This window comes from Corallococcus sp. EGB, assembly GCF_019968905.1.
Classification (GTDB): domain Bacteria; phylum Myxococcota; class Myxococcia; order Myxococcales; family Myxococcaceae; genus Corallococcus.
In genome coordinates this window covers 7,470,830-7,492,592 of record NZ_CP079946.1, presented here as the reverse complement: position 1 = coordinate 7,492,592, position 21,763 = coordinate 7,470,830, and the positions used below count along the sequence as shown (strand labels likewise).

The following is a 21,763-nucleotide window of genomic DNA, read 5'->3' as shown; positions in this document are numbered from 1 at the left end:
CGGGAGGTACGTCACGCCGCGTGCTGGTGGACGCGGTTGCGGCCCGTCCCCTTGGCCGAATACAGGCTCGCGTCCGCCGCGCGCAGCAGCGCCTCCGTACCCTGCAGGTCGTCCGCGGGCACCGTCGCCACGCCCAGGGACGCCGTCAGCCGCACCTCCTGCGACATTCCGTCCGGCGCCTTCCACGTCAACTCCAGCCGCTCAATCGCCTCGCGCACCCGCTCGCATGCCCGCAGCGCGTCCTGGGGGGCCGCCTCCGGCAGGAGCGCGATGAACTCCTCGCCGCCGTAGCGGGCCAGCAGGTCCACCTCCCGCAGCGTCGCGCGCGCCGTCTGCGCCACCGCGCGCAGGACCTCATCACCAAAAGGGTGCCCGAAGGTGTCGTTGATGCGCTTGAAGTGGTCGATGTCCAGCATCACCAGCGACAGGGGCGAGCGGTACCGGCGCGAGCGCATGAACTCCTCGCTCAGCCGCTCCTCGAAATAGCGCCGGTTGAACAGTCCGGTGAGCGCGTCCGTGCGGCTGAGCGCGAGCAGCTCCTGCCGGCGGCGGTCCAGCTCCCGGTTGGCCCACTCCAGCTCGCGGTTCTTCTCCAGCAGCGCGTCCTGCAGCGCCTTGAGCCGCAGCATGGACTTCACGCGCGCGCCCAGCTCCAGCATGTCGAAGGGCTTCACCAGGTAGTCGTCCGCGCCCAGCTCCAGCCCCTCCACCTTGCCCGCCGCCTGCCGGGCCGTCATCAGGATGACCGGGATGAAGCCGAAGCCGCCCTCGCCCGCGTTCGCCTTGACGATGCGGCACACCTCCACGCCGCCCAGGCCCGGCATCTCCACGTCCATCACGATGAGGTCCGGCCTCCCGGCGCGGATGGCGGACAGCGCCTGCGCTCCGTCCAGCGCTTCCTTGAAGACGTAGCCGTGCGGGGCCAGGCCCTCGCGCACGTGGCGGATCTGCGCCGGATCATCATCCACGATGAGCACGGTGCGCCCGGCGAAGTCGTTCGCGGGGCCGCTTCGGCGCGCGCCCTCCGGCGTCCGTTTCCTTTCGGCTTCCGGCATGAGGCGCCCACCCCCCAACAGGATGCGGTCGTGGCCAACGTCACGAGTGTCCCCCGTAGCGGGAACCCTGTGGGTGGATTCTCCTCCGGGTGAGGGGCGCTGCCAAGGGCCCACCCGGACGCCGGAGGGCGCGGAAGGCCCCCGACGTCCACGGCCTGACACGCGACCGCGGGACTACGGCGCGGGTTTCACCAGTCGTGCGCGGTAGACGGGTTCTCCGGACGCCAGGTAGCGGCGCTCGCGGGTGGAGGGCACCTCCTCCGGGTCGTACGGGTGGAACACGCCCGCGCCCAGCGGATTGTGGAAGCCCGCTCCTTCGAGGATCTCCAGCATGGCCACCGCGCGGTCCTGCACGTCGGTGCGCATGTCGAAGCGGCCGCCGGGCTTGAGCAGCCCCAGCATCACCTTCGCGAACTGCGGCTGCACGACGGCCCGCTTGGCGTGCGAGCGCTTCCACCACGGGTCGGGGAACTGCAGGTGGATGACGTCCAGGGACCCGGGCGCGAAGATGCGCGGCACCACGAAGCGCGCGTCGGATTCGATGACGCGCAGGTTCTTCATGCCCGCCTTCTCCGCGCGCGCCTGCGTGTCGCGCGCGTACTTCTTGCGCCACTCGAAGGCCACGAAGCGCACGCCGGGGTTTCTGCGGCAGTACTCCAGCGCGTGTCCGCCCGCCCCGGAGCCGATCTCCAGCTCCAGCGGCCCGGTGAAGCCGAACTCGGCGTCCCAGTCCGGGGGCGCATCCAGGGGGACGAACTTGAGGCCGACCGGATCAGGGAGCAGGGCAGGGCGCATGGCGGGGACGGGGGGCCTCTAACCATGGAGCCGCGTGGGTTGGCCAGGGCAAAAGCGCGCGGGGTGGTATAGGGAAGGGCCATGAAGGTCTTCCAGTCCGTGACCGAGGCGGGCCGCCAGCTGCAGGGGCAGGCTCTCGCGCTGGGCAACTTCGACGGGGTGCACGTGGGCCACCAGGCCCTCTTCGCGGAAGCGCTGCGCCACGCCCCCGCGAACGCGCTCACCTTCCAGCCCCACCCGGGCAAGGTGCTCCAGCCGGACCTGGCGCCCAAGCTGATCACCCTGTTGCCGCGCAAGCTGGAGCTGCTCGCCGCGTGCGGCCTGTCCCACGTGGTGGTGCAGCCCTTCACCCGCGACTACGCGCGCTCCATGCCCCAGGACTTCGAGGCCGCCCTCTTCGACAGCCTGGGCGTGGGCCACGTCGTCGTGGGCAGCGACTACACCTATGGCGCCCAGCGCGCCGGTACCGTCTCCACGCTGCGCGACGCCGCGGCGAAGCGCGGGGCCCAGGTGCACGTGGTGCAGGCGGTGAACGTGGACGGCGTGGTCGCGTCCTCGTCGCGGATCCGCGAGTACATCCTGGAGGGCCGCGTGGGCGCCGCCAGGCGCCTGCTCGGACGCCCGTTCGACCTGGACGGCACGGTGGTGTCCGGCGCGGGCCGCGGGCGCACCATCGGCTTTCCCACCGCCAACGTGGACACGCAGAACGAGCTGCGGCCCGCGCCCGGTGTGTACGCCATCCGCGTGCGCCTCCTGTCCGAAGCGGACGGGCCGTGGCGGCCGGGGGCGGCCAACATCGGCGTGAAGCCCACCTTTGGTGGCACGGAGGTCACAATCGAGGCGCACCTCCTGGACTTCACGGGGGACCTCTACGGAAAGGAGCTGCGGGTGCAGTTCCTGGAGCGGCTGCGGCCCGAGCAGCGCTTCGGCTCCGCCGCCGAGCTGGTGGGTCAAATCAAACGCGACGTGGAAGCCGCCCGCACCGTGGTGGCGCGCGGCGACGGGTAGGGCCTTCACGCGCCTTCCCCACAGGGCCTGGGGCAGCAAGGGAGCACGCCAGGGCGCCTTGACAGGCTGCGCATCGGTTTCCTCTAATCCGGGAGGATCCGTGCCAGGGCTTCAGGCCCCTGGCGCACGGCATCCTATCCCCCCTCGGGTCCCGCTGACAGCCGGGGCTCTGGCTGTTTCCTCCTCACGCTCAAAGAGGCATCCCAGAAATGTCCGGTCGACTCGGTGAATTGCTGGTGCGCGAGAACCTCATCTCCGTCCAGCAACTCCGCAAGGCGCAGGAGGAGCAGCAGAAGAGTGGCGCGCGCATCGGCACGGCGCTCATCAAGACGGGCGCCATCGAGGAGTCGAAGCTCACCGACTTCCTGTCGAAGCAGTACGGCGTGCCGGCCATCAACCTGAAGGACTTCGACATTGATCCGGACATCATCAAGCTCGTGCCCAAGGAAGTGGCCGAGAAGCACTTGGTGATCCCGGTCAACCGCGCGGGGCCCTCGCTCATCGTGGCCATGTGCGACCCGTCCAACATCTTCGCCGTGGACGACCTGAAGTTCCTCACCGGCTACAACATCGAAGCCGTCGTCGCGTCCGAAATCTCCATCCGCGAATCGATCGAGCGGTACTACGCGGAGAAGGGCCCCTCGCTGGAGGACATCGTCGGCGACGTGGGCGACGACATCGAGGTCGCCAAGGAGGAGCAGGAGAACCTGGATGAGATGGCCAAGGCCGCGGACGACGCGCCCGTGGTCAAGCTGGTGAACCTCATCCTCATGGACGCCATCAAGAAGCGCGCGTCCGACATCCACATCGAGCCGTACGAGAAGGACTTCCGGGTCCGCTTCCGCATCGACGGCGTGATGTACGAGGTGATGCGCCCGCCCATGAAGCTGCGCAACGCCATCACCAGCCGTCTGAAGATCATGGCGTCGCTGGACATCTCCGAACGGCGCCTGCCGCAGGACGGCCGCATCAAGATCAAGATCGGCGGCGGCAAGGAGATGGACTTCCGCGTGAGCGTGTGTCCCACGCTCTTCGGCGAGAAGGTCGTCATGCGCTTGCTCGACAAGAGCAACCTGCAGCTGGACATGACGAAGCTGGGCTTCGACGCGCAGCCGCTGGCCTGGTTCAAGGAGGCCATCGACCGGCCCTACGGCATGGTGCTGGTGACGGGCCCCACGGGCTCCGGCAAGACGACGACGCTGTACTCCGCGCTCTCCAGCCTCAACGACGTGGGCACCAACATCTGCACCGCGGAGGACCCGGTCGAGTTCAACTTCGCCGGCATCAACCAGGTGCAGATGCACGACGACATCGGCCTGAACTTCGCGGCCGCGCTGCGCTCCTTCCTCCGCCAGGACCCCGACATCATCATGATCGGTGAGATCCGCGACTTCGAGACGGCGGAGATCGGCGTGAAGGCGGCGCTCACGGGCCACCTGGTGCTCTCCACGCTGCACACCAACGACGCCCCGGGCACGGTCAGCCGTCTGCTCAACATGGGCATCGAGCCGTTCCTCGTGACGGCGTCGCTCAACCTCATCCTCGCCCAGCGTCTGGCGCGCCGCCTGTGCCCGGCCTGCAAGCGCCCCGCGGAGAAGGTGGACGAGCAGGCCCTCATCGACGCGGGCATCCCGCCGGACAAGATGGGCACCTTCACCATGTACGAGAAGGTCGGCTGCCGCGAGTGCAACGACCGCGGCTACCGCGGCCGCGTGGCCATCTACGAGGTCATGCCCTTCTGGGACGGCCTCAAGGAGCTGGTCATCAACGGCGCCTCCGCCGCGGAGCTCAAGCAGGAGGCCATCCGGCTGGGCATGAGCAGCCTGCGCATGAGCGCGCTCAAGAAGCTCATGGACGGCATGACCACCCTGGAAGAGGTCGTGGGCAACACCGCGCCGGACCGCTTCTAATCACCCCACTTCCTCCACCCCACCTCTCCCCCGACAGGACACGCATCCGTGGCCAACCTGCACCAGCTCCTCAAGGCGATGGTCGAGAAGGGCTCTTCCGACCTCCACATCACCACCGGCTCGCCGCCGCAGCTGCGCGTGGACGGTGAGCTCGTCCCGCTCAAGACGGCGCCGCTCACGCCCGTGGAGACCAAGCAGCTCTGCTACTCCATCCTCACGGACGCCCAGAAGCACAAGTTCGAGGAGGAGAACGAGCTGGACCTGTCGTTCGGCGTGAAGGGCCTGTCGCGCTTCCGCGCGAACATCTTCATGCAGCGCGGCGCGGTGGCCGGCGCGTTCCGGACCATTCCCTTCAAGATTTTGACCTTCCAGGAGCTGGGCCTGCCGCCGGTGGTGGCGGAGCTGGTGAAGAAGCCGCGCGGCCTCATCCTGGTGACGGGCCCCACGGGCTCCGGCAAGTCCACCACGCTGGCCTCGATGATCGACAAGATCAACACCGAGCGTCATGAGCACATCATGACCATCGAGGACCCCATCGAGTACCTGCACCCGCACAAGAACTGCCTGGTGAACCAGCGCGAGGTCGGTGCGGACACACGCAACTTCAAGACGGCCCTCAAGTACATCCTCCGCCAGGACCCGGACGTGGTGCTCGTCGGCGAGTTGCGCGACCTGGAGACCATTGAAGCGGCGCTCACCATCGCGGAGACGGGCCACATCTGCTACGCGACGCTGCACACCAACAGCGCGGTGCAGACCATCAACCGCATCCTGGACGTCTTCCCGCCGTACCAGCAGCCCCAGGTGCGCGCGCAGCTGTCCTTCGTGTTGGAGGGCGTGATGAGCCAGGCGCTCGTCGCCAAGCAGGGCGCCCCGGGCCGCGTGCTGGCCCTGGAGGTCATGGTGCCCAACCCCGCCATCCGGAACCTCATCCGCGAGGACAAGGTCCACCAGATCTACTCCTCCATGCAGGTGGGCCAGGCGAAGTACGGCATGCAGACGTTCAACCAGGCGCTCGCCGCGCTCCTGGCGCGCCGGCTCATCTCCCAGGACGAGGCCTTCGGCCGTTCCTCCGACCCGGAGGAACTGCGCAACATCCTCGCCACGGGCGGTGCGCCAGGGGGAGCCCAGCGGCCGGCCGGGGGAGCGGGCGCCCGTTAGTTTTGGGGCATGAAAATCACAGGTTAGACTCCTCGCCCTCCCCGGAGGTCCCGTCATGGCAGCACCGGCAGTGCAGCAGAAGGCGACAGCGTCCAAGAAGAACACGGCCCAGTTCCTCTGGGAGGCGAAGACCAAGAGCGGGGAGAACAAGAAGGGTGAGATGGAGGCCTCGGACATCGAGGCCGTCAACGCGCGCCTGAAGTCCCTGGGGCTCAACCCGACCAAGGTCCGCAAGAAGGGCGCGCTCGACATGGAGCTGGCCCTGCCGGGCCTCCAGGGCGTGACCGGCAAGGACATCCTCATCTTCACCCGTCAGTTCGCGACGATGATCGACGCGGGCCTGCCGCTGGTGCAGTGCTTGGACATCCTCGCCAGCCAGATGGACAACCCCGCCTTCAAGAAGGTGGTGTTCGCCATCAAGGGCAAGGTGGAGCAGGGCAGCACCTTCGCGGACGCGCTCAAGGAACACCCCAAGGTCTTCGACGAGCTCTACGTGCAGCTGTGCGCCGCGGGCGAGGTGGGCGGTATCCTCGACACCATCCTCAACCGGCTCGCCGCCTACCGTGAGAAGAACGAGAAGCTCAAGGCGAAGGTCAAGGGCGCCATGACCTACCCGTCGGTGGTCATCCTGGTGGCCATCGGCGTGACGGCGCTGCTGCTGCTCAAGGTGACGCCCGTCTTCGAGAAGATGTTCGCGGACTTCGGCTCGCAGCTGCCGGGCCCCACGCAGGTGGTGGTGGACCTGTCGAAGCTCGCGCAGGCGTACTTCATCCACGCCGTCGTCGGCATCGCCGCGCTCGTCTTCTCCTTCAGCTGGAGCTACAAGCAGCCCAAGGGCCGCAAGTTCTGGGACAAGACGTTCCTCAAGCTGCCCCTGTTCGGTGACGTGCTTCGCAAGGTGGCGGTGGCGCGCTTCACGCGCACGCTGGGCACGATGATCTCCTCCGGCGTGCCCATCCTGGACGCGCTGGACGTCACGGCGAAGACGGCCGGCAACCGCACGGTGGAAGAGGCCATCTACTACGTGCGCGGGAAGATCGCCGAGGGCAAGAACATCGCGGGTCCGCTGCTGGAGACCAAGGTGTTCCCGTCCATGGTGGTGCAGATGATTGGCGTCGGTGAGGCGACGGGCGCCATGGACACGATGCTCAACAAGATCGCCGACTTCTACGACGACGAAGTGGACACGGCCATTGGCGCGCTGACGTCGATGATCGAACCGCTGCTGATGGTGTTCCTCGGCGGCGTGGTGGGTGGCTTCCTCATCGCCATGTACCTGCCCATCTTCAACCTTGCCGGCGCGATCAAGTAGCGCGCGCCCGGGTCGTTCCCCGTCGGGCGTGGCGCCGGGCCTGGGGCCCCGCCTGGTGTGGTTGGTGTTGTTCCGCACCGTCGCGGCGAGCCTGTCGCTCGTCGTGACGGTGGCCCGGCTCCTGACGCAGCCCGCGCAGGAGCCCAGCCGGGCGGACTCGCTGTCGTTCATGGTCATCGCGGGCGCGTACGTCCTGACGGTGGTGACGGGCCTGCGGCTGCGCCGGGGCACCGCGGGACGGCTGGACGCCATGGTGACGGTGGCGGGCGACGTGCTCATCGCCACCGGGCTCGTCTACCTGAGCGGTGGCGCGGACTCGCCGCTGACGTTCCTCTACAGCCTGGCCGTGATTGGCGCGGCGGTGGTCCTGGACTGGCGGGGCGCGCTGGTGGCCGCGGCCGTGTCCACGTTCGTCTTCACGGCGCTCCTGCTCGTGATGCGGCTCACCACGCCCGTGGACGCGGTGGCGGTCCCCCCGGCGCGCGTGCTCTTCGTGCTGGGCAGCAACGCGCTGGCGCTGGTGCTCATCGCCGTGCTGTCCGGCTACCTGTCGCGCCAGCTGTCCGCCACGGGCGGCGCGCTGTCACAGAGCGAGGCGGACCTGCGCCGGCTGGGGCGGCTGCAGCAGCTCATCCTGTCCTCCATGCCGTCGGGGCTCGTCACCTGCGACGCGGAGCGGCGCGTCACCTTCCTCAACACGGCGGCCCACGGCATCCTCCAGGTCCAGGACACCGCGTCCGTGGTGGGGCTCCCCCTGGAAGCGCTATTGCCTGGGGTGTCCACGCTGGGGCCGCGCGCCACCCGGGGCGAGCTGCGGGTGCGGACGCCCGGAGGCAACCGGGTGCTGGGCCTGTCGGTGTCGCCGCTGGAGGGCGAGGCGGGCGCGCTGCTGATTGTCTTCCAGGACCTCACGGAGCTGCGCCGCATGGAGGAGGACCTCAAGCGCACGGACCGGTTGGCCAGCCTGGGCGCGCTGTCCGCGCAGCTGGCGCATGAAATCCGCAACCCGCTGGCCGCCATGCGCGGCTCCGCGCAGCTGCTGGCGCAGGAGCAGTCGCGCGACGTGGTGGTGATGAAGCTTACCGGCATCCTCACGCGCGAAGCGGACCGGCTGGCGCGGCTGGTGGAGGACTTCCTGCGCTTCGCCCGGCCGCCGGAGCCGCAGCGCCGGCCGGTGGCGCTGGACACGCTCTTGTCGGAGACGGTGGACATGTTGCGCGCGGACCCCCTGGCGCGCGAGGTCCAGATGGAGGTGCGCGCGCCGGAGGCCCTGACGGCGCCGGTGGATCCGGACCAGCTGCGTCAGGTGCTCATCAACCTCCTGCGCAATGGCTTCCAGGCAGCGGGTCCCCAGGGGACGGTGCGGGTGGCGCTGGCGCGGGTGGAGAAGGAGGCGCAGATTCGCGTGTGGGACTCGGCCGGCAGCATCACGGAGGAGATGATGGGACACCTGTTCGAGCCTTTCTTCACCACCCGCAGCGGTGGCACCGGCCTGGGGCTGTCCACCGCGCACTCCATCATCCGCGCGCACGGCGGCAGCATCCGCGTGACGTCCAACCCGGCGGACGGCACCGAGTTCCTCGTGGGGTTGCCGCTGTGACACTCGCCCACGACAGCGGCCCGCGCGGCCACGTGCTGGTGGTGGACGACGAGCTGTCCATGCGCGAGTACCTGGAGATATTGCTCGTGCGCGAGGGCTACGCGGTGACGAGCGTGCCCGGCGTGGAGCCCGCCCGCGCGGTGCTGGCCAGGGATCCGGTGGACCTGGTCATCTCCGACATGAAGCTGGGGGCGGCGGGCAGCGGCCTGGACGTGCTGCGCGCGGCGAGAGCGCTCAAGGAGCCGCCGGAGGTGGTGCTCATCACCGCCTTCGGCACGCCGTCCTCCGCGGTGGAGGCCATGCGCGAGGGCGCCTACGACTACATCTGCAAGCCCTTCGACAACGAGGAGCTGCGGCTCCTGGTGCACAAGGCGCTGGAGAAGCGCGCGCTGCGCCAGGAGAACAGCACGCTGAAGGCGCGGCTGTTGCCCGGGCTGGGCGGGCTGCTCGTGGGCACCAGCGCCCGCATGCGCGCCGTGTGGCAGCTGGTGGAGAAGGTGGCGCCGGGGCGCAGCACGGTGCTGGTGACGGGGGAGAGTGGCACCGGCAAGGAGTTGGTGGCGCGGGCCGTCCACCTGCGGGGCCACCGCGCGGCGCAGCCCTTCCTGCCCTTCAACTGCGCGGCCCTCAACGAGGGCGTGCTGGAGAGCGAGCTCTTCGGGCACATGCGCGGGTCCTTCACCGGCGCCACGCACGAGCGGCAGGGCCTGCTCATCTCCGCGGGCGAGGGCACGGTGATGCTGGACGAGGTGGGGGAGATGCCCCTGGCCACGCAGGTGAAGCTGTTGCGCGTGCTGCAGGAGCGCAAGGTGAAGCCGGTGGGCAGCGCGGCGGAGATCCCCTTCCAGGCGCGCGTCATCGCGGCCACCAACCGCAGGCTGGAGGCGGAGGTGAAGGCGGGCCGCTTCCGCGAGGACCTCTTCTACCGGCTCAACGTCATCACGCTGGAGCTGCCCCCGCTGCGCGAGCGGCCGGAGGACATCCCGGCCCTGGCGACGCACTTCCTGTCGCGCCTGGCGGAGGAGCTGGGGCGCCCGGGGCTGCGCTTCGCGCCGGAGACGCTGGCGTTGATGGAGCGCTACGCCTTTCCGGGCAACGTGCGCCAGCTGCAGAACATGGTGGAGCGCGCGGCCACGCTGTCGGACACGGACGTGCTCTCACCCGCGACGCTGCCGCCCTCCGTGCGCGGAGAGGCGGAGCCGCAGGCCCGCCCGGGTGACACCGGCGAGCCGGTGCTGGGACAGGGCTTCAACCTGGAGCGGCACCTGGACGACCACGAGCGCCGGCACCTGCTGGCCGCGCTCAAGCAGGCGCAGGGGGTGAAGACGCGCGCCGCGGAGCTCCTGGGCCTGTCGTTCCGCTCCTTCCGCTACCGGCTGGCGAAGCACGGCCTCACGGACGAACTGGACGAGCCCGGCAACACGCGCGTGGGCTGAGTGGTTCGAAGGTCTCTCCCGATGCCGCCACCTTCCCTGTCTCTTCGTCCTTCGCTCCAGTACGGTGCGGTGGCCCTGTCCGCGCTGCTCGTGTTCGCGGGCACCCTGGCGAACGGGTTCGTCTACGACGACGTGCAGCTCGTGCTGGAGAACCCGTGGCCGCGCTCGCTCGCGGGGGTGCGCGAGTCCTTTGGCCAGCCCCTGTTCGGCTTCCTCGAGTCGTCCACCGCGCAAGACGTCCGGAACCATTACTACCGCCCCCTGCTGCATGTGGTCCTCTTCGTGCTGCGGCGGATGGCTGGCCCTGCGGCGTGGGTCCACCATCTGGCGCTCATGATGGCGCACGCCGCGGTATCGGCGGGGGTGCTCTGGCTGCTGCGCGCGTGTCTGGTTCGCTCTCGTCCCGTGGAGGATGGTGGCGCCGGGGCCTGGGCCTCGCTGGGAGGCGCGCTCCTCTTCGCGCTTCATCCGGTCCACACGGAGGCGGTCGCCTGGGTGAGCGGCGCCATGGACGTGGGCATGGCCCTGCTGCTGGTGGTGGCGGCGCGGTTGTGGCTGCCTGTCCCCGCGACACCGCTCAGGACGGTGGCGGCTTCGGGGGCGTGGCTCGCGGCCCTGCTCCTCAAGGAGACCGCTTTCGTGTTGCCCGTGCTCCTGTGGAGCCTGGAGCGCGCCACCGCCTCCCCATTGGAGCGCGGCGGGCTGGGCTCGCAGGCCCGGCGTTACGCGCTCTTGTGCGTGGGGGGGGGCATGTACGCGGTGCTGCGGCTGACGGCCCTGCGCGGGGGGCTGCCGGAGGCTCCCGGTGCTGGAGGCGGGTCGCGGCTCGGAGGGCTGCTGGCGTTTCCCGCGGACCTGGGTGGCAAGCTGCTGTGGCCCTCGCCATTGGCTGTGGTGTCTCCGGAAGGGCCCGTGCGCTCCCTGCTGGATGCCCGCGTGGGGCTGGGATGTGCGCTCCTCGTGGGCCTGGTGGCGCTGGCCATCTGGGCCTGGCGCAGGAGACACGCCATCGCGGGGGCGGGGCTGGTGTGGCTGGGGGTGCCTCTGGTGCCCGCCTGGGTGCTGCAGGCGCGGGGTGTGGACGCGTATGCCGAGCGGTACCTGTACCTGCCGTCGGTTGGCTTCGTGCTCCTGGTGGGCCTGGCCCTGCGCGAGGCACTGCGGAAGTGGCCCGGAGGCGCGAGGACGCTGGCGCTCGCGTCCGGAGGCGTGCTGGCGGTCTTCGCGGCGCTGACGCTGGCGTACGTGCCGACGTGGCGCGATGAGCTGTCGCTCTGGACCTACGTCCAGGCGCATGCAGCGGACCGGCCCCTCATCCACGTGAAGCTGGGCGACCTCCACCTGAACGCGGGACGGCTGGACGCGGCCCTTCCAGAGTTGGAACTCGCCGCCCGCTTCCTTCCGGGAGACTTCCGCGTCCACAACAACCTCGCGGTGGCGTACGCGAAAGCGGGGCGGATGCCGGAGGCGCGGCGGGAGTTCGAGTGGACGGCGCGGCTCATGCCGTCCAACCCCGTCGCGTGGCACAACCTGGGGCTCGTGTCCCGCCGGGAGGGGGACCTGGAGGCGGCCATCGCACGCTTCCAGGACGCGCTCCGGCTGTCGCCCCAGCGCGTGGATTCATTGCTGGAACTGGGCCGCACACTGGTGCGGGCAGGCCGCGCAGCGGAGGCCGTCGCGCCGTTGGAGGAGGCCCTTCGCCTGTCGCCGGGCCTGGAGCCCGCGCGCAAGGCGTTGGCGGAGGCCCGGGCCGCGGCTTCCTCGCCACCACGCTGAGAGCGGTCCGCTATGGTCGGGCGCGGCGGGCCAGGCGGCCAGGGAGCGCGATGAGCGACGCGGAGCGTGGGACAGCGGTCGGGCGGTGGGGGCGGGTGGCGCTGGCGGGGCTCTTGTTCGGACTCTTCTTCTTCCGGGCGCTCACCACGTCCGACGTCTTCATGGGCGGGGACACGCTGCGGGACTTCTATCCCATGCGGCACTATTGGGCCTCGCGCGTCGCCGCGTTCGAGTTCCCTGACTGGCTCCCCTACGACGGCCTGGGCCAGTCCTTTCCCGGCATCTTCATCACCGGGATGTTCCACCCGACGATGTGGCTGCATCTCGTATTGCCGCTCGGGCTCGCCGCGAAGGTGACGCTGCTCGTCTGTTTTCCCGTGGCGCTGGGCGGGACGTACGCCCTGGTCCGCTCCTGGGACGTCCCTCGGGCCGGCGCGCTCTTCGCGGGCGTGACGTTCGCGTTCTGTGGCTACCTGGTCTGCAGCACCAGCAACCCCAAGTACCTCCAGGCGGCGAGCACGCTCCCCGCGGTGCTCTGGCTGACGCTGCGCTACCTCCGTCAGCCGGGTCTCCTCCGGCTGACTCTCGCAGGCATGGCGCTGGCCCTGCTGGCATTCGCCGGAGACGCCCAGGCCTTCGTCATGGCCAACGCGCTCATCGTGTGCCTGACGGCCCTGGATCCACTCGCCGGACCTTGGCGCCGACGTGTGGGGGCCTGCGCGCTGCTCATTCTCGCGGGGGGCCTGCTGGCCGCGCCGCAGCTCCTGCCAGCCGCGGCGCTCGCCGCGGCCTCGGAGCCCGGCGCGCGCTCGCTGGGAGAGGCCCAGCGCTTCTCACTCCACCCGCTGCGGCTCTGGGAGCTCCTCATGGGCCCCTTTCTGGCGGACGCCCAGGGCACCCAGGGCATCCCCTACATCGTCGTGACGCACCTGGTCCCGTCGGGAGGGTTCGGCCGTGTCTGGGTGGATTCGGTGTACCTGGGAACTCCCGCCTGCGTGCTGGCTGTGGCGGGGCTGGTCGCCTCCATCCGGCAATGGCGCGCGTGGGCCTTTGTGGCGCTCTGGGGGCTGCTGCTCGCGCTCTGCCTGGGCGACGCACTGCCGGTGTACGGCTGGGCCTATCACCTCGTGCCGTTCTGGAGGCCCTTCCGCTACCCGGAGAAGCTGGTGCCGCTCGTGTCGTTGGGACTCGCGATCGCGGCGGGTCTGGGGTGGAAGCGGTGCCTGGGCATGGGGCGCCGGGAGCGGGCCGTCACGTGGGTGGGGGTGCTCCTCGGGCTGCCATGCGCGGCGCTCGCGCTGGCCGAATGGAGAGGGCGGTGGTGGAGCGAGCACTGGTTGCGCGTACGTTGGCCGGACGTCCCCGAGCCCGTGCTCCAGGGGCTGTCCACCAACGCCGTCGCGGTCACGGGGGCCGCGGCGGTGCTCGCGTTCGCCTGCGCTGTGCTGGTCCTGCTGCGCGAGTGGCCCACCTTGCAAGGCGCCCTGCTGGTGGTCCTCCAGTGGGGCTCGCTGATGCGAGCCAACGAGCCGCTCTACCAGCTGTCCCCGGAGGAACTGCTGAGTACTCCCCCCGCCTTCGTCGAGCGCATTCGCGCGTCGGTCCCGCCGGGGGAGCCCATCCGCGTGGCCTCGTCGCTGCGCGAGACCGCGCCGCCGCGCCTGCCCGGGCTGAACTACAACGACAGCCTGCATCTGATGCTGTTGTCCGCCCTGGCCCCGGACATGGTGGCGCTATCGGGCATGGAGAGCGCGAACGAGTACCTGCCCGGCGTCAGCCCCCGCGTGCGCCAGCTCAAGGCGGACCGGATGCAATGGTTCACGCGGCTCGCGCCTCGGCTGGGCACCCGGTTCCTCGCGTGCGCAACGTCGGAGCTCTCGACGCTGGGGCCGCAGCTGTCCGCGCGGAGCTCCTTTGCGGACCCGCGGTTGGGCCTGACGCTGGTGGAGTACGCGGACGCCATGCCGCGTGTCTTCCTGGCCCGTCCTGAATGCGTGGCAGACCGGGCCGAGGCTGCGCGGCGGATGACGGCCGCCACGCTGCCTCCGCCGGACGTTGCTGTCGTGGAGTGTTCGGCTCCGCTGCCTCCCACGCCGGAGGAGTCCCTGGGGACGGTGCGTGAGTCCCCGGGTACGCCGGAGCACCTCTCGGTGGAGGTGGAGGCGCCTGCCCCCGCGGTCCTCGTCGTCAACGAGGCCTTCCAACCGGGCTGGCGCGCCACGCTGGACGGACAGGACGTCTCCATCCTGCCCGCCAACGTCGCGGTCCGCGCGGTGGCGGTCCCTGCCGGGAGACACGTGGTGGAACTCCACTACCGCACGCCCGGCTTGACGGCAGGGCTCCTCGTGGGGGCGACCGCGTGGCTGGGGCTTCTCCTGGCCTGCCTGGGGACGCGCTTCATCCCCAGGCGCCGGGCGGTGGCCTCCTAGCGGAAGTCGCGCCGCTCGAAGATGGCGATGGCCAGGGTGATGAGCACCAGCGTCCACGCCAGGCTGTAGCCCACGCCAGAGAAGAACGTGGCCGCGTCCACAGGCAGTGCGTACGTGGCCTGGGGGCGGAAGTTCACCCGCTCCAGGTTGGGCAGCAGGTAGTAGATGGTCTTGCCAATCGCCTGGACCGCGCTGCTCTCCGAACGGCTGGCGAGCATGTACAGGTCCCCCGTCAGGTGTCCGGTGAAGTACATGCCCGTGGTCGCGATGGCGGACACGGCCGGCCCGGCAAAGCTGGAGAAGAGGATGCCCACGCTGCTGAGGATGAGCAGTTCGAACCACAGCCCCGCGCTCGCCAGCAACTGCGTGGACGTGATGTCCGCGCCGAAGAGCAGCAACTCGCCCAGGAAGATGAGCGTCATCGCCACCAGCAGCACGCCCAGTGTCAGCATGTTGCCCGCCAGCCGCGCCAGCAGGAACTGACGGCGCGATACGGGCTTGCTCACCACCAGGAAGATGGTGCGCCGTTCAATCTCCCGGCTGAGCAGGCTGCTGGACAGGAAGATGGTGAGGAAGACGAGGATGAGGCTCATCATCCCCAGGCCGAAGTCCGTCAGCACGCGGTCGAACGTCGCGACCGTCACCTCCGTCACCAGCGAGGATGACAGCAGCACCACCGCGGCGAACACGCCCACCACCACCGTCACCCGGTTGCGGCGCGCCTCGCGAAAGCCATTCCACATCATCGCGGAGAAGGCGCTCACGTGTTGATCTCCCCACCCACGCTCGTCGCGCGGCCAGATTCCTTCAGCGCGTTCATGAACAGCTGCTCCAGGGAAAAGCGAGCCGGCTGCATCCGGTTCACCCGGCCGCCCGCACCCAGCACGCCTCCCAACAGCCGCTGGCTGTCCACGTCGGCCACCTGCAACATCACGCGTCCGTCCAGGGCCTGCACCGACTCCAGGGGGATGCCCAGGCCGCGCACCTGTTCGGAGTTCATCCCCTCCACCACCACCTCCACCGTGGGGACCTGCGCGGACACCAGCTCCTGCACGCTGCCTTCGCGCACCCGTCGTCCACCCACCAGCACCGCCAGCCGGTCGCAGAGCGACTCCACGTCCGGGATGATGTGGCTGCAGAACAGCACGGTGGTTCCCTTGGTCCGCTCCGCCAGGATGAGGTCGCGCATCTGTCGGCGTCCCAGGGGATCCAGGCCGCTCGTGGGCTCGTCCAGGATGAGCAGCTTGGGCCGGCCCACCAGCGCCTGCGCCAGTGCCACGCGCTGCACCATGCCCTTGGAGTAGCGGCGGATCTGCAACTTCTCCGCGCCTGCCATCTCCACGGCGCCCAGCACCTCCGTGACGCGCGTGTCCAGCTCCTGGCCGGACAGGCCCGCCAACTGCCCGGCCAGCGTCACGAACTCCCGGCCTGTGAGGTACTCGTAGGGGGCGGGGTTCTCCGGCACGAAGCCCACCAGCCTGCGCGTCTCTGCGTCCTCCACGGGCTTGCCGAAGAGTTGCGCCGTGCCCCCGCTGGGGCGCACGAGGTTCATCAGGATCTTGATGGTCGTGGACTTGCCCGCGCCATTGGGACCCAGAAGGCCGTAGATCTGCCCTGCATCCACCCGCAGGTCCATGGACTGGAGCGCCCGGACGGTGCGGTTGAACCAGAAGCCGACCTTGTAGGTCTTGTGGAGTCCCTGCGCCAGGATGGGCGGGGCTTCAGGGTTGGGATTCGTCATGGGTCGTGACTCGGGGCTTGGGCACCAGGCGTTCGCCGTTCTCGTCGCGCTCGTCCTGGATGAGTTCCATGCGGAACTTCACCGCGTCGGAGTACGCGCGGCCATCCTCACCCAGGAAGAGCTTGCCTCCCAACGGATCCTCCGGGATCCGGGGCAGGTCGCCTGAGGTGACCAGGGCCGCCAGCCCGTCGGGCAGGTGCCCCTCCCGGGCCTTGTAGTGCTGGATGGCCGCATCCAGGTCACGCAGGATCCGCTCCTGGCGGATCTCCTCCACCCGGTGAGCATAGAACTCGCGCGTCTCTTCGTCCTGGGCGCCGTCGCGCAAGGCCATGCTCAAGGAGAGGCTGTTGTCGAAGTCGCCGGACTGCGCATACAGGCGCGTGGCGAGCGCCGAGTACCATGGAGGTGCGTCCGGCCGCTTGGACAGCTCCTGGATGATGTCCGCCGCCTCCTTGTAGTTCTTGTCGAAGAACATCAGGTTGTAGGCAAGCTGGAAGGCGATCTGCTCGTTGTCCGGCAGGTGCTGGAGCCCCTTGCGCAGCAACCGGGTCGACTCCGCGGTGTTGGCGTACTTCTCACGCCCCAGGTGCACGGGGATGGTGATGCCGCCGTAGAGGTAGGCCTGTCGGAACTTCGGATCCAGGTCGGTGACGAGTTCCGCGTAGTCGTACACGTCCCGGTACTGATCTGGCCGCACGGCGATGCCGATGCGGTTCATCATCATGATCCAGAAGTAGTCCGTGACCAGCCCCTGCTGGGACTTGAAAAGCGTCTGGAGCAGGCCGGGGCGTGGAAGGAGGGGACCGCCTCCCTGCTTCTGGGCAGGACGGCCCGGCGGCGCGGACAGGGTGGCCAGCAGCAGCAGGCCCGGGGCGAATCTCAGCAGGTCCAACACCTTGATCATGGCTTCAACCAACGAAAATGGGGTGCCCGACTATGCCCGGGCACCCCATCTATTGTGCCACCTCTGCTTCACTTCGTCAGCGAAGCAAAGAGGCTGTGTGAGGTGCGATTACTCGCAGCTCACGTCGTTGTACGCATTGCCCGGCTCGCCAGCGGAGGAGATGGTGGTGTCCACGCCGCAGGTGCCCGTCAGCGTGCCGCCCGTCGGATTGGAGGTGATGCCCCACACGTCACCGGCCGGGTCGTTGTCGACGTTGCCGATCGCGTTCGCGTAGAAGTTGCAGCTCGGGCAGGTGCCCTCGATGCCCAGCGTGCCGAACGCGTTGGCGGCGGTCGGCGCCGTCGCGAACTTGCCGGAGTCCTGGCCGATGCAGCCCGTCTTCGCGTCCACGCGGCCGGCGGCCGTGGCGGGGACGGCGGCAACGCAGCCCGCCTTCAGGCCGTAGCTGTAGCGGTTCGCGGGCTCAGGATCGAAACCGATGACCGTGAAGTCGGTGACGTACTTGTCCTTCTCACCGAAGTACGACTTCTGCGCGGTGAAGATGGCCTTGAGGTTCGTCTTCGCCTCGGACTGCTTCGACTTCGCCTGGAAGCGGATGAAGTTCGGGATGGCGATGGCGGCCAGGATGCCGATGATGGCGACCACGATCATCAGCTCGATGAGGGTAAAGCCACCCTTCTTCCGGAAGAGACGGTTCATCATGTTTGGGGACTCCGCGATTGGCAGAGGGGGGTTGAACGACGTGCGAACTCTTAGCACGAAGAGTGCCAGGTCGAACATTCCCCCCAACCACCCGGATTCCAAGGACCGGCGAGCCGGGCCGGTGGCGGATCAGCCGGGGGCCTGCCAATTTTTGTCACCGCCGCTGACGGTTTTCGTCGTCCATCGCGCAGTCGCCAGCTCCGGAAGCGGCGGGTAGGATTCCGGGCTCCGTGACGTTCACCTACGCGCCGGGCTGGGCCGAGCCCCTCTTCATCCTCTTCCTGTTCATCCTCGGCCTGTGCATCGGGTCCTTCCTCAATGTCGTCATCGCGCGGGTCCCCGAGGGGCTGAGCATCGTGCGGCCCGGGTCCCGCTGCCCGAAGTGCGGGCATGTTCTCTCCTGGTACGAGAACATCCCCGTCCTGTCGTGGCTCGGGCTGCGCGGGAGGTGTCGCGGCTGCGGCGCGCCCATCTCTCCGCGCTACGTCCTGGTGGAGCTGCTCACGGGCCTCTTGTTCCTCGCGTGTCTCAAGCGCTTTGACTGGACGTACGCGCTGGTGCCCGCGCTGGTGTTGGTGTTCCTGCTCGTGCCGCTCACCTTCATCGACCTGGAGCATTGGATCCTCCCGTTCTCGCTGACGGTGCCGGGCATCGTCGCGGGCGTGCTGCTGGCCATCCCCCGGGGCGTGGACGCGGTGTGGCACGCGGTGCTGGGCGCGGCGGTGGGGTTCCTGGGCTTCCGGCTCATGGAGTACGTCGGCTGGCGCGCCTTCAAGCGCGAGGCCCTGGGGGGCGGGGACAAGTACCTCGTCGCGCTCCTGGGGGCCTTCCTCGGCTGGCACTCGCTTTTGGGCATCCTCTTCTTCGCGTCGCTGCAGGGCTCCATCGTGGGCGTGGCGCTGCTGGCCTTCACCGGCAGGGCAGGGCCGCGCGGCGCGCCGGAGGCAGAAGCCCCCGCGCAGCCTCCGCCTCCCCAGGACCCCCAGGCGGACGCGCCCGTCACCCCGGCGCCCGAGGCCCCAGCGGCTCCCGAGGAGGATGCGGAGCCCGAGCCCACGATGACGTGGGACTTCATGAAGCCCGGTGTGCCGCTGTGGAAGCGGGTGGTGCTCGTCCCCGGGAGCCTGCTGTTCCAGCCCATCCCGGACGCGCCGCTGGATGAGGAGGGGGAAGAGATTGATGAGTGGGTCCCGGGGCCCACCAACATCCCCTTCGGGCCGTGGCTGGCGCTGGCGGGGCTGGAGGTGATGCTCCTGGGACCGTTGCTCATGCGCGTGCTGCCCGTGGACGTGGCCCTGATGCTCGGCGGGACGCGGTGAGGAGCCTGTCGCCGGTGCGCGGATGAAGTGGCGCATCGCCAGCGTGGCGTTCCTGTTGGGCTCGCTGTCCACGGGCCTGTCGTGGCTGACGCTGCAGCCGGTGCTCATCCGCCTGCTGGACATGGCGCGGCGGCTGGCGCTGCCGGGGTCGCTGGACACGGAAGGGCTCGCGCGGATCCGCGCCTTCCTGCCGCTGGCGCTGGGGTTGGACCTGCTCGTGCTGACGGTCCTGGCCTATGGGGTGCTGGACCTGGCGGTGGGCCGGCCCTTGCGCGCCATGGAGAAGTCCGTGGCGCAACTGGGCCGGCTGCAACTGGACGTGCCCCTTTCGGGGCAGGGCGGCCCGTTCCTGTCGCGCATCCAGCGCGAGCTGCAGCGCATGGCGGAGGCGCTGCGCCAGGAGCAGGCCCTCACGCGCTCGCAGCTGGAGGCGCTGCGGGAGGCGAACGCGCGGCTCGCGCGGGCGCAGACGGAGCTCGTCGCCTCCGAGCGTCTGGCCACGGTGGGAAAGCTGGCCGCGGGCGTGGCGCACGAGGTGGGCAACCCCCTTGCGGGCATCCTGGGCTACCTCTCCCTGGCGCGTTCGAAGGCGCAGGGGCCGGAGCTGAAGGACTTCCTGGAGCGCATCGACCACGAGGTCCTGCGCATCGACCGCATCGTGCGGGGGCTCCTGGACCTGGGCCGTCCGGCCAGTACACAGCCGGGGCCGGTGGACGTGGGGCAGGTGGTGGAGACGTGCGTGCGGCTGGTGCGCGCCGGGCCGGAGCTGGACCGGGTGGACGTCACCCTGGAGCTGGCGCCTGGCCTGCTCGCCCGCGCGGATCCGGGGCCCCTGTCGCAGATCCTCATCAACCTGCTGCTCAACGCCGCCCAGGCCATGGGGGGCGAGGGGCGCGTGCGCATCTCCACCCGGCGCGAGGACGCGCGCGTCCTGGTGGAGGTGGAGGACAGCGGCCCGGGCCTGTCGCCAGAGGTGCGCGCGCGTCTCTTCGAGCCGTTCTTCACCACCAAGGGGCGGCAGGGCACGGGCCTGGGCCTCGCGGTGTCCCTGAACCTGGCCCAGGGCATGGGCGGCCGGCTGGACGCGAGCGACGGCGCGGGCGGTGGCGCATGTTTCCGGCTGGACCTGCCCGCGCCCTGACTGCGGGGCCGGACAGCATATGATGGGCGTCCCCCATGCCCCTCTTCCGCACCGTCCTCGTCGCCGACGACGAGCCGTCCATCCGCCACATCCTCACCCTGGTGCTCACCGACAAGGGCTACGACGTGCGTGCCGTCGCCGACGGTGACGAGGCCCTGCGCGAGCTGTCCGCCCGCGCCTATGACGTCCTCATCACCGACGTGCGCATGCCCCGGCGGGACGGCCTGTCCGTGCTCCGGGCGGCGCTCGCGGAGCACCCCGAGCTCACCGTGGTGGTGATGAGCGCGTACGGCTCCCAGGAGCAGGCGCTGGAGGCAGTGCAGGCGGGCGCGTACGACTACGTCCAGAAGCCCTTCAAGCCGGAGGAGCTCGTCCTCGTCCTGCGCAAGGCGGAGGAGCGCGAGCGGCTGGTCCGCCAGAACCGCCGGCTCCACGAGGCGCAGCTTCCCGGCACGTCCGGGGGGCACATCCTGGGGCAGAGCGCCGCGCTCCAGGCGGTGCTCAAGCAGGTGGCGCGCGTGGCGCCCGTGGACACCACGGTGCTCATCTCCGGGGAGAGCGGCACCGGCAAGGAGCTCATCGCGCGCGAGCTGCACGGCCAGAGCCGCCGCGCCGCCATGCCCTTCGTCGCCGTCAACTGCGGCGCCATCCCGCACGGCCTCCTGGAGAGCGAGCTGTTTGGTCACGCGAAGGGCGCCTTCACCGACGCGCGCACCGCCCGCCGCGGCCTGTTCGCGGAGGCCGACGGCGGCACGCTCTTCCTCGACGAGGTGGGGGAGCTTCCCCTGGGCGCGCAGGTGAAGCTCCTGCGCGTGCTGCAGGAGGGCGAAATCCGCCCGGTGGGGGAGAGCCGCGTGGAGCGCGTGGACGTGCGCGTGGTGGCCGCCACGCTGCGCGACCTGGGCAAGCTGGTGTCCCAGGGCGACTTCCGCGAGGACCTCTACTACCGACTCAACGTCGTGAACCTCACCCTGCCGCCCCTGCGCGAGCGCCGCGAGGACATCCCGCTGCTCGCCCGCGCCTTCCTCCAGCGCTTCAACCGGGACCTCAATCGTGATCCGCCGGTGGAGGGCTTCACCCCGGAGGCCGAGGCCCTGATGACGGCCTACGCCTGGCCCGGCAACGTGCGCGAACTGGAGAACGCCGTGGAGCGCGCCGTGCTGCTGGCGGAAGGCACCCACGTCGCACCCGGCAGCCTCCCGGAGAAGTTGTGGGCGGCTTCCGCACCCGCTCCAGCCGGGACGGCCGCGCCGCTACATGCCGGTGGTGACCTGTCGCTCAAGCGCGCCATCCGGGAGCTGGAGGAGTCCTACATCCGCGCGGCGCTGCGCCGCACGAAGGGCAACCGCACCCGGGCGGCGGAGGTGCTGGACATCAGCCATCGGGCGCTCCTCTACAAGATCAAGGAGTACGGCATCGACCCGGACGCGGAAGGGGCTCGGACCTGAGGGCAGGGGGGCCGGGGGCGGACAAC

General features: G+C 69.8%; 17 protein-coding genes. 11 read left to right on the top strand and 6 right to left on the bottom strand.

Features of this window, described 5'->3' with window-relative positions; translation table 11 throughout:
- Positions 1-11: 11 nt before the first annotated feature.
- Entirely contained in the window at positions 12-1,055 is a 1,044-nt protein-coding gene (locus KYK13_RS30500; protein WP_223636839.1) for a diguanylate cyclase, read from the bottom strand.
- A 174-nt stretch (positions 1,056-1,229) separates the two neighbouring features.
- Complete coding sequence (locus tag KYK13_RS30495; RefSeq protein ID WP_223636838.1) at positions 1,230-1,850, bottom strand: tRNA (guanosine(46)-N(7))-methyltransferase TrmB; 621 nt, start codon at positions 1,848-1,850, stop codon at positions 1,230-1,232.
- A gap of 81 nt (positions 1,851-1,931) precedes the next feature.
- On the opposite strand from KYK13_RS30495, the gene KYK13_RS30490 reads away from it, so the two are divergent.
- From KYK13_RS30490 to KYK13_RS30455, 8 genes are all read left to right on the top strand, one after another.
- On the top strand, positions 1,932-2,858 hold the full coding sequence (locus KYK13_RS30490) for a bifunctional riboflavin kinase/FAD synthetase (RefSeq protein ID WP_223636837.1): 927 nt from the start codon (positions 1,932-1,934) through the stop codon (positions 2,856-2,858).
- A 209-nt stretch (positions 2,859-3,067) separates the two neighbouring features.
- Positions 3,068-4,768, top strand: a complete 1,701-nt coding sequence (gene pilB / locus KYK13_RS30485) for a type IV-A pilus assembly ATPase PilB (RefSeq protein WP_223636836.1) — start codon at positions 3,068-3,070, stop codon at positions 4,766-4,768.
- Between the two features lie 48 nt (positions 4,769-4,816).
- Positions 4,817-5,929: a type IV pilus twitching motility protein PilT gene (locus KYK13_RS30480; protein WP_223636833.1), complete on the top strand. Its 1,113-nt coding sequence runs from the start codon at positions 4,817-4,819 to the stop codon at positions 5,927-5,929.
- Positions 5,930-5,984: 55 nt separating this feature from the next.
- The gene (locus KYK13_RS30475) at positions 5,985-7,241 is read left to right on the top strand and encodes a type II secretion system F family protein (protein ID WP_223636830.1); all 1,257 of its coding nucleotides are present in this window, start codon (positions 5,985-5,987) and stop codon (positions 7,239-7,241) included.
- A 61-nt stretch (positions 7,242-7,302) separates the two neighbouring features.
- The gene (locus KYK13_RS30470) at positions 7,303-8,841 is read left to right on the top strand and encodes a nitrogen regulation protein NR(II) (RefSeq protein WP_223646845.1); all 1,539 of its coding nucleotides are present in this window, start codon (positions 7,303-7,305) and stop codon (positions 8,839-8,841) included.
- 38 nt (positions 8,842-8,879) lie between these two features.
- Positions 8,880-10,277, top strand: coding sequence for a sigma-54-dependent transcriptional regulator (locus KYK13_RS30465; protein WP_370645452.1), 1,398 nt, complete (start codon positions 8,880-8,882; stop codon positions 10,275-10,277).
- A 21-nt stretch (positions 10,278-10,298) separates the two neighbouring features.
- Entirely contained in the window at positions 10,299-12,053 is a 1,755-nt protein-coding gene (locus KYK13_RS30460; protein WP_223636824.1) for a tetratricopeptide repeat protein, read from the top strand.
- Positions 12,054-12,103: 50 nt separating this feature from the next.
- Entirely contained in the window at positions 12,104-14,482 is a 2,379-nt protein-coding gene (locus KYK13_RS30455) for a YfhO family protein (protein ID WP_223636821.1), read from the top strand.
- On the opposite strand, the gene KYK13_RS30450 is transcribed toward KYK13_RS30455, so the two are convergent.
- From KYK13_RS30450 to KYK13_RS30435, 4 genes are all read right to left on the bottom strand, one after another.
- Positions 14,479-15,246, bottom strand: a complete 768-nt coding sequence (locus tag KYK13_RS30450; protein WP_223636818.1) for an ABC transporter permease — start codon at positions 15,244-15,246, stop codon at positions 14,479-14,481. The two genes, KYK13_RS30455 and KYK13_RS30450, sit on opposite strands and share 4 nt — an antisense overlap.
- Positions 15,243-16,223: an ABC transporter ATP-binding protein gene (locus tag KYK13_RS30445; protein WP_223636815.1), complete on the bottom strand. Its 981-nt coding sequence runs from the start codon at positions 16,221-16,223 to the stop codon at positions 15,243-15,245. Before KYK13_RS30445 ends, KYK13_RS30450 begins: the two co-directional genes overlap by 4 nt.
- Positions 16,204-17,127: a lipopolysaccharide assembly protein LapB gene (locus KYK13_RS30440; RefSeq protein ID WP_223636812.1), complete on the bottom strand. Its 924-nt coding sequence runs from the start codon at positions 17,125-17,127 to the stop codon at positions 16,204-16,206. The genes KYK13_RS30445 and KYK13_RS30440 overlap by 20 nt, the downstream gene beginning before the upstream one ends.
- A gap of 108 nt (positions 17,128-17,235) precedes the next feature.
- Positions 17,236-17,829, bottom strand: coding sequence for a type IV pilin protein (locus KYK13_RS30435; protein ID WP_304504064.1), 594 nt, complete (start codon positions 17,827-17,829; stop codon positions 17,236-17,238).
- Positions 17,830-18,059: 230 nt separating this feature from the next.
- On the opposite strand from KYK13_RS30435, the gene KYK13_RS30430 reads away from it, so the two are divergent.
- From KYK13_RS30430 to KYK13_RS30420, 3 genes are read left to right on the top strand one after another with little or no spacing between them, the layout of a single operon-like run.
- The gene (locus KYK13_RS30430; protein ID WP_223636809.1) at positions 18,060-19,148 is read left to right on the top strand and encodes an A24 family peptidase; all 1,089 of its coding nucleotides are present in this window, start codon (positions 18,060-18,062) and stop codon (positions 19,146-19,148) included.
- A 22-nt stretch (positions 19,149-19,170) separates the two neighbouring features.
- Positions 19,171-20,289: a sensor histidine kinase gene (locus KYK13_RS30425; protein ID WP_223636806.1), complete on the top strand. Its 1,119-nt coding sequence runs from the start codon at positions 19,171-19,173 to the stop codon at positions 20,287-20,289.
- Between the two features lie 35 nt (positions 20,290-20,324).
- The gene (locus KYK13_RS30420) at positions 20,325-21,737 is read left to right on the top strand and encodes a sigma-54 dependent transcriptional regulator (RefSeq protein ID WP_223636803.1); all 1,413 of its coding nucleotides are present in this window, start codon (positions 20,325-20,327) and stop codon (positions 21,735-21,737) included.
- Positions 21,738-21,763: the final 26 nt, after the last annotated feature.

Coding starts and splice junctions, on each gene's coding strand:
- KYK13_RS30500 (WP_223636839.1), bottom strand. CDS start 1,055: ATGCCGGAAGCCGAAAGGAAACGGACGCCGGAGGGCGCGCGCCGAAGC.
- KYK13_RS30495 (WP_223636838.1), bottom strand. CDS start 1,850: ATGCGCCCTGCCCTGCTCCCTGATCCGGTCGGCCTCAAGTTCGTCCCC.
- KYK13_RS30490 (WP_223636837.1), top strand. CDS start 1,932: ATGAAGGTCTTCCAGTCCGTGACCGAGGCGGGCCGCCAGCTGCAGGGG.
- pilB (WP_223636836.1), top strand. CDS start 3,068: ATGTCCGGTCGACTCGGTGAATTGCTGGTGCGCGAGAACCTCATCTCC.
- KYK13_RS30475 (WP_223636830.1), top strand. CDS start 5,985: ATGGCAGCACCGGCAGTGCAGCAGAAGGCGACAGCGTCCAAGAAGAAC.
- KYK13_RS30460 (WP_223636824.1), top strand. CDS start 10,299: ATGCCGCCACCTTCCCTGTCTCTTCGTCCTTCGCTCCAGTACGGTGCG.
- KYK13_RS30455 (WP_223636821.1), top strand. CDS start 12,104: ATGAGCGACGCGGAGCGTGGGACAGCGGTCGGGCGGTGGGGGCGGGTG.
- KYK13_RS30445 (WP_223636815.1), bottom strand. CDS start 16,223: ATGACGAATCCCAACCCTGAAGCCCCGCCCATCCTGGCGCAGGGACTC.
- KYK13_RS30440 (WP_223636812.1), bottom strand. CDS start 17,127: ATGATCAAGGTGTTGGACCTGCTGAGATTCGCCCCGGGCCTGCTGCTG.
- KYK13_RS30435 (WP_304504064.1), bottom strand. CDS start 17,829: ATGATGAACCGTCTCTTCCGGAAGAAGGGTGGCTTTACCCTCATCGAG.
- KYK13_RS30425 (WP_223636806.1), top strand. CDS start 19,171: ATGAAGTGGCGCATCGCCAGCGTGGCGTTCCTGTTGGGCTCGCTGTCC.
- KYK13_RS30420 (WP_223636803.1), top strand. CDS start 20,325: ATGCCCCTCTTCCGCACCGTCCTCGTCGCCGACGACGAGCCGTCCATC.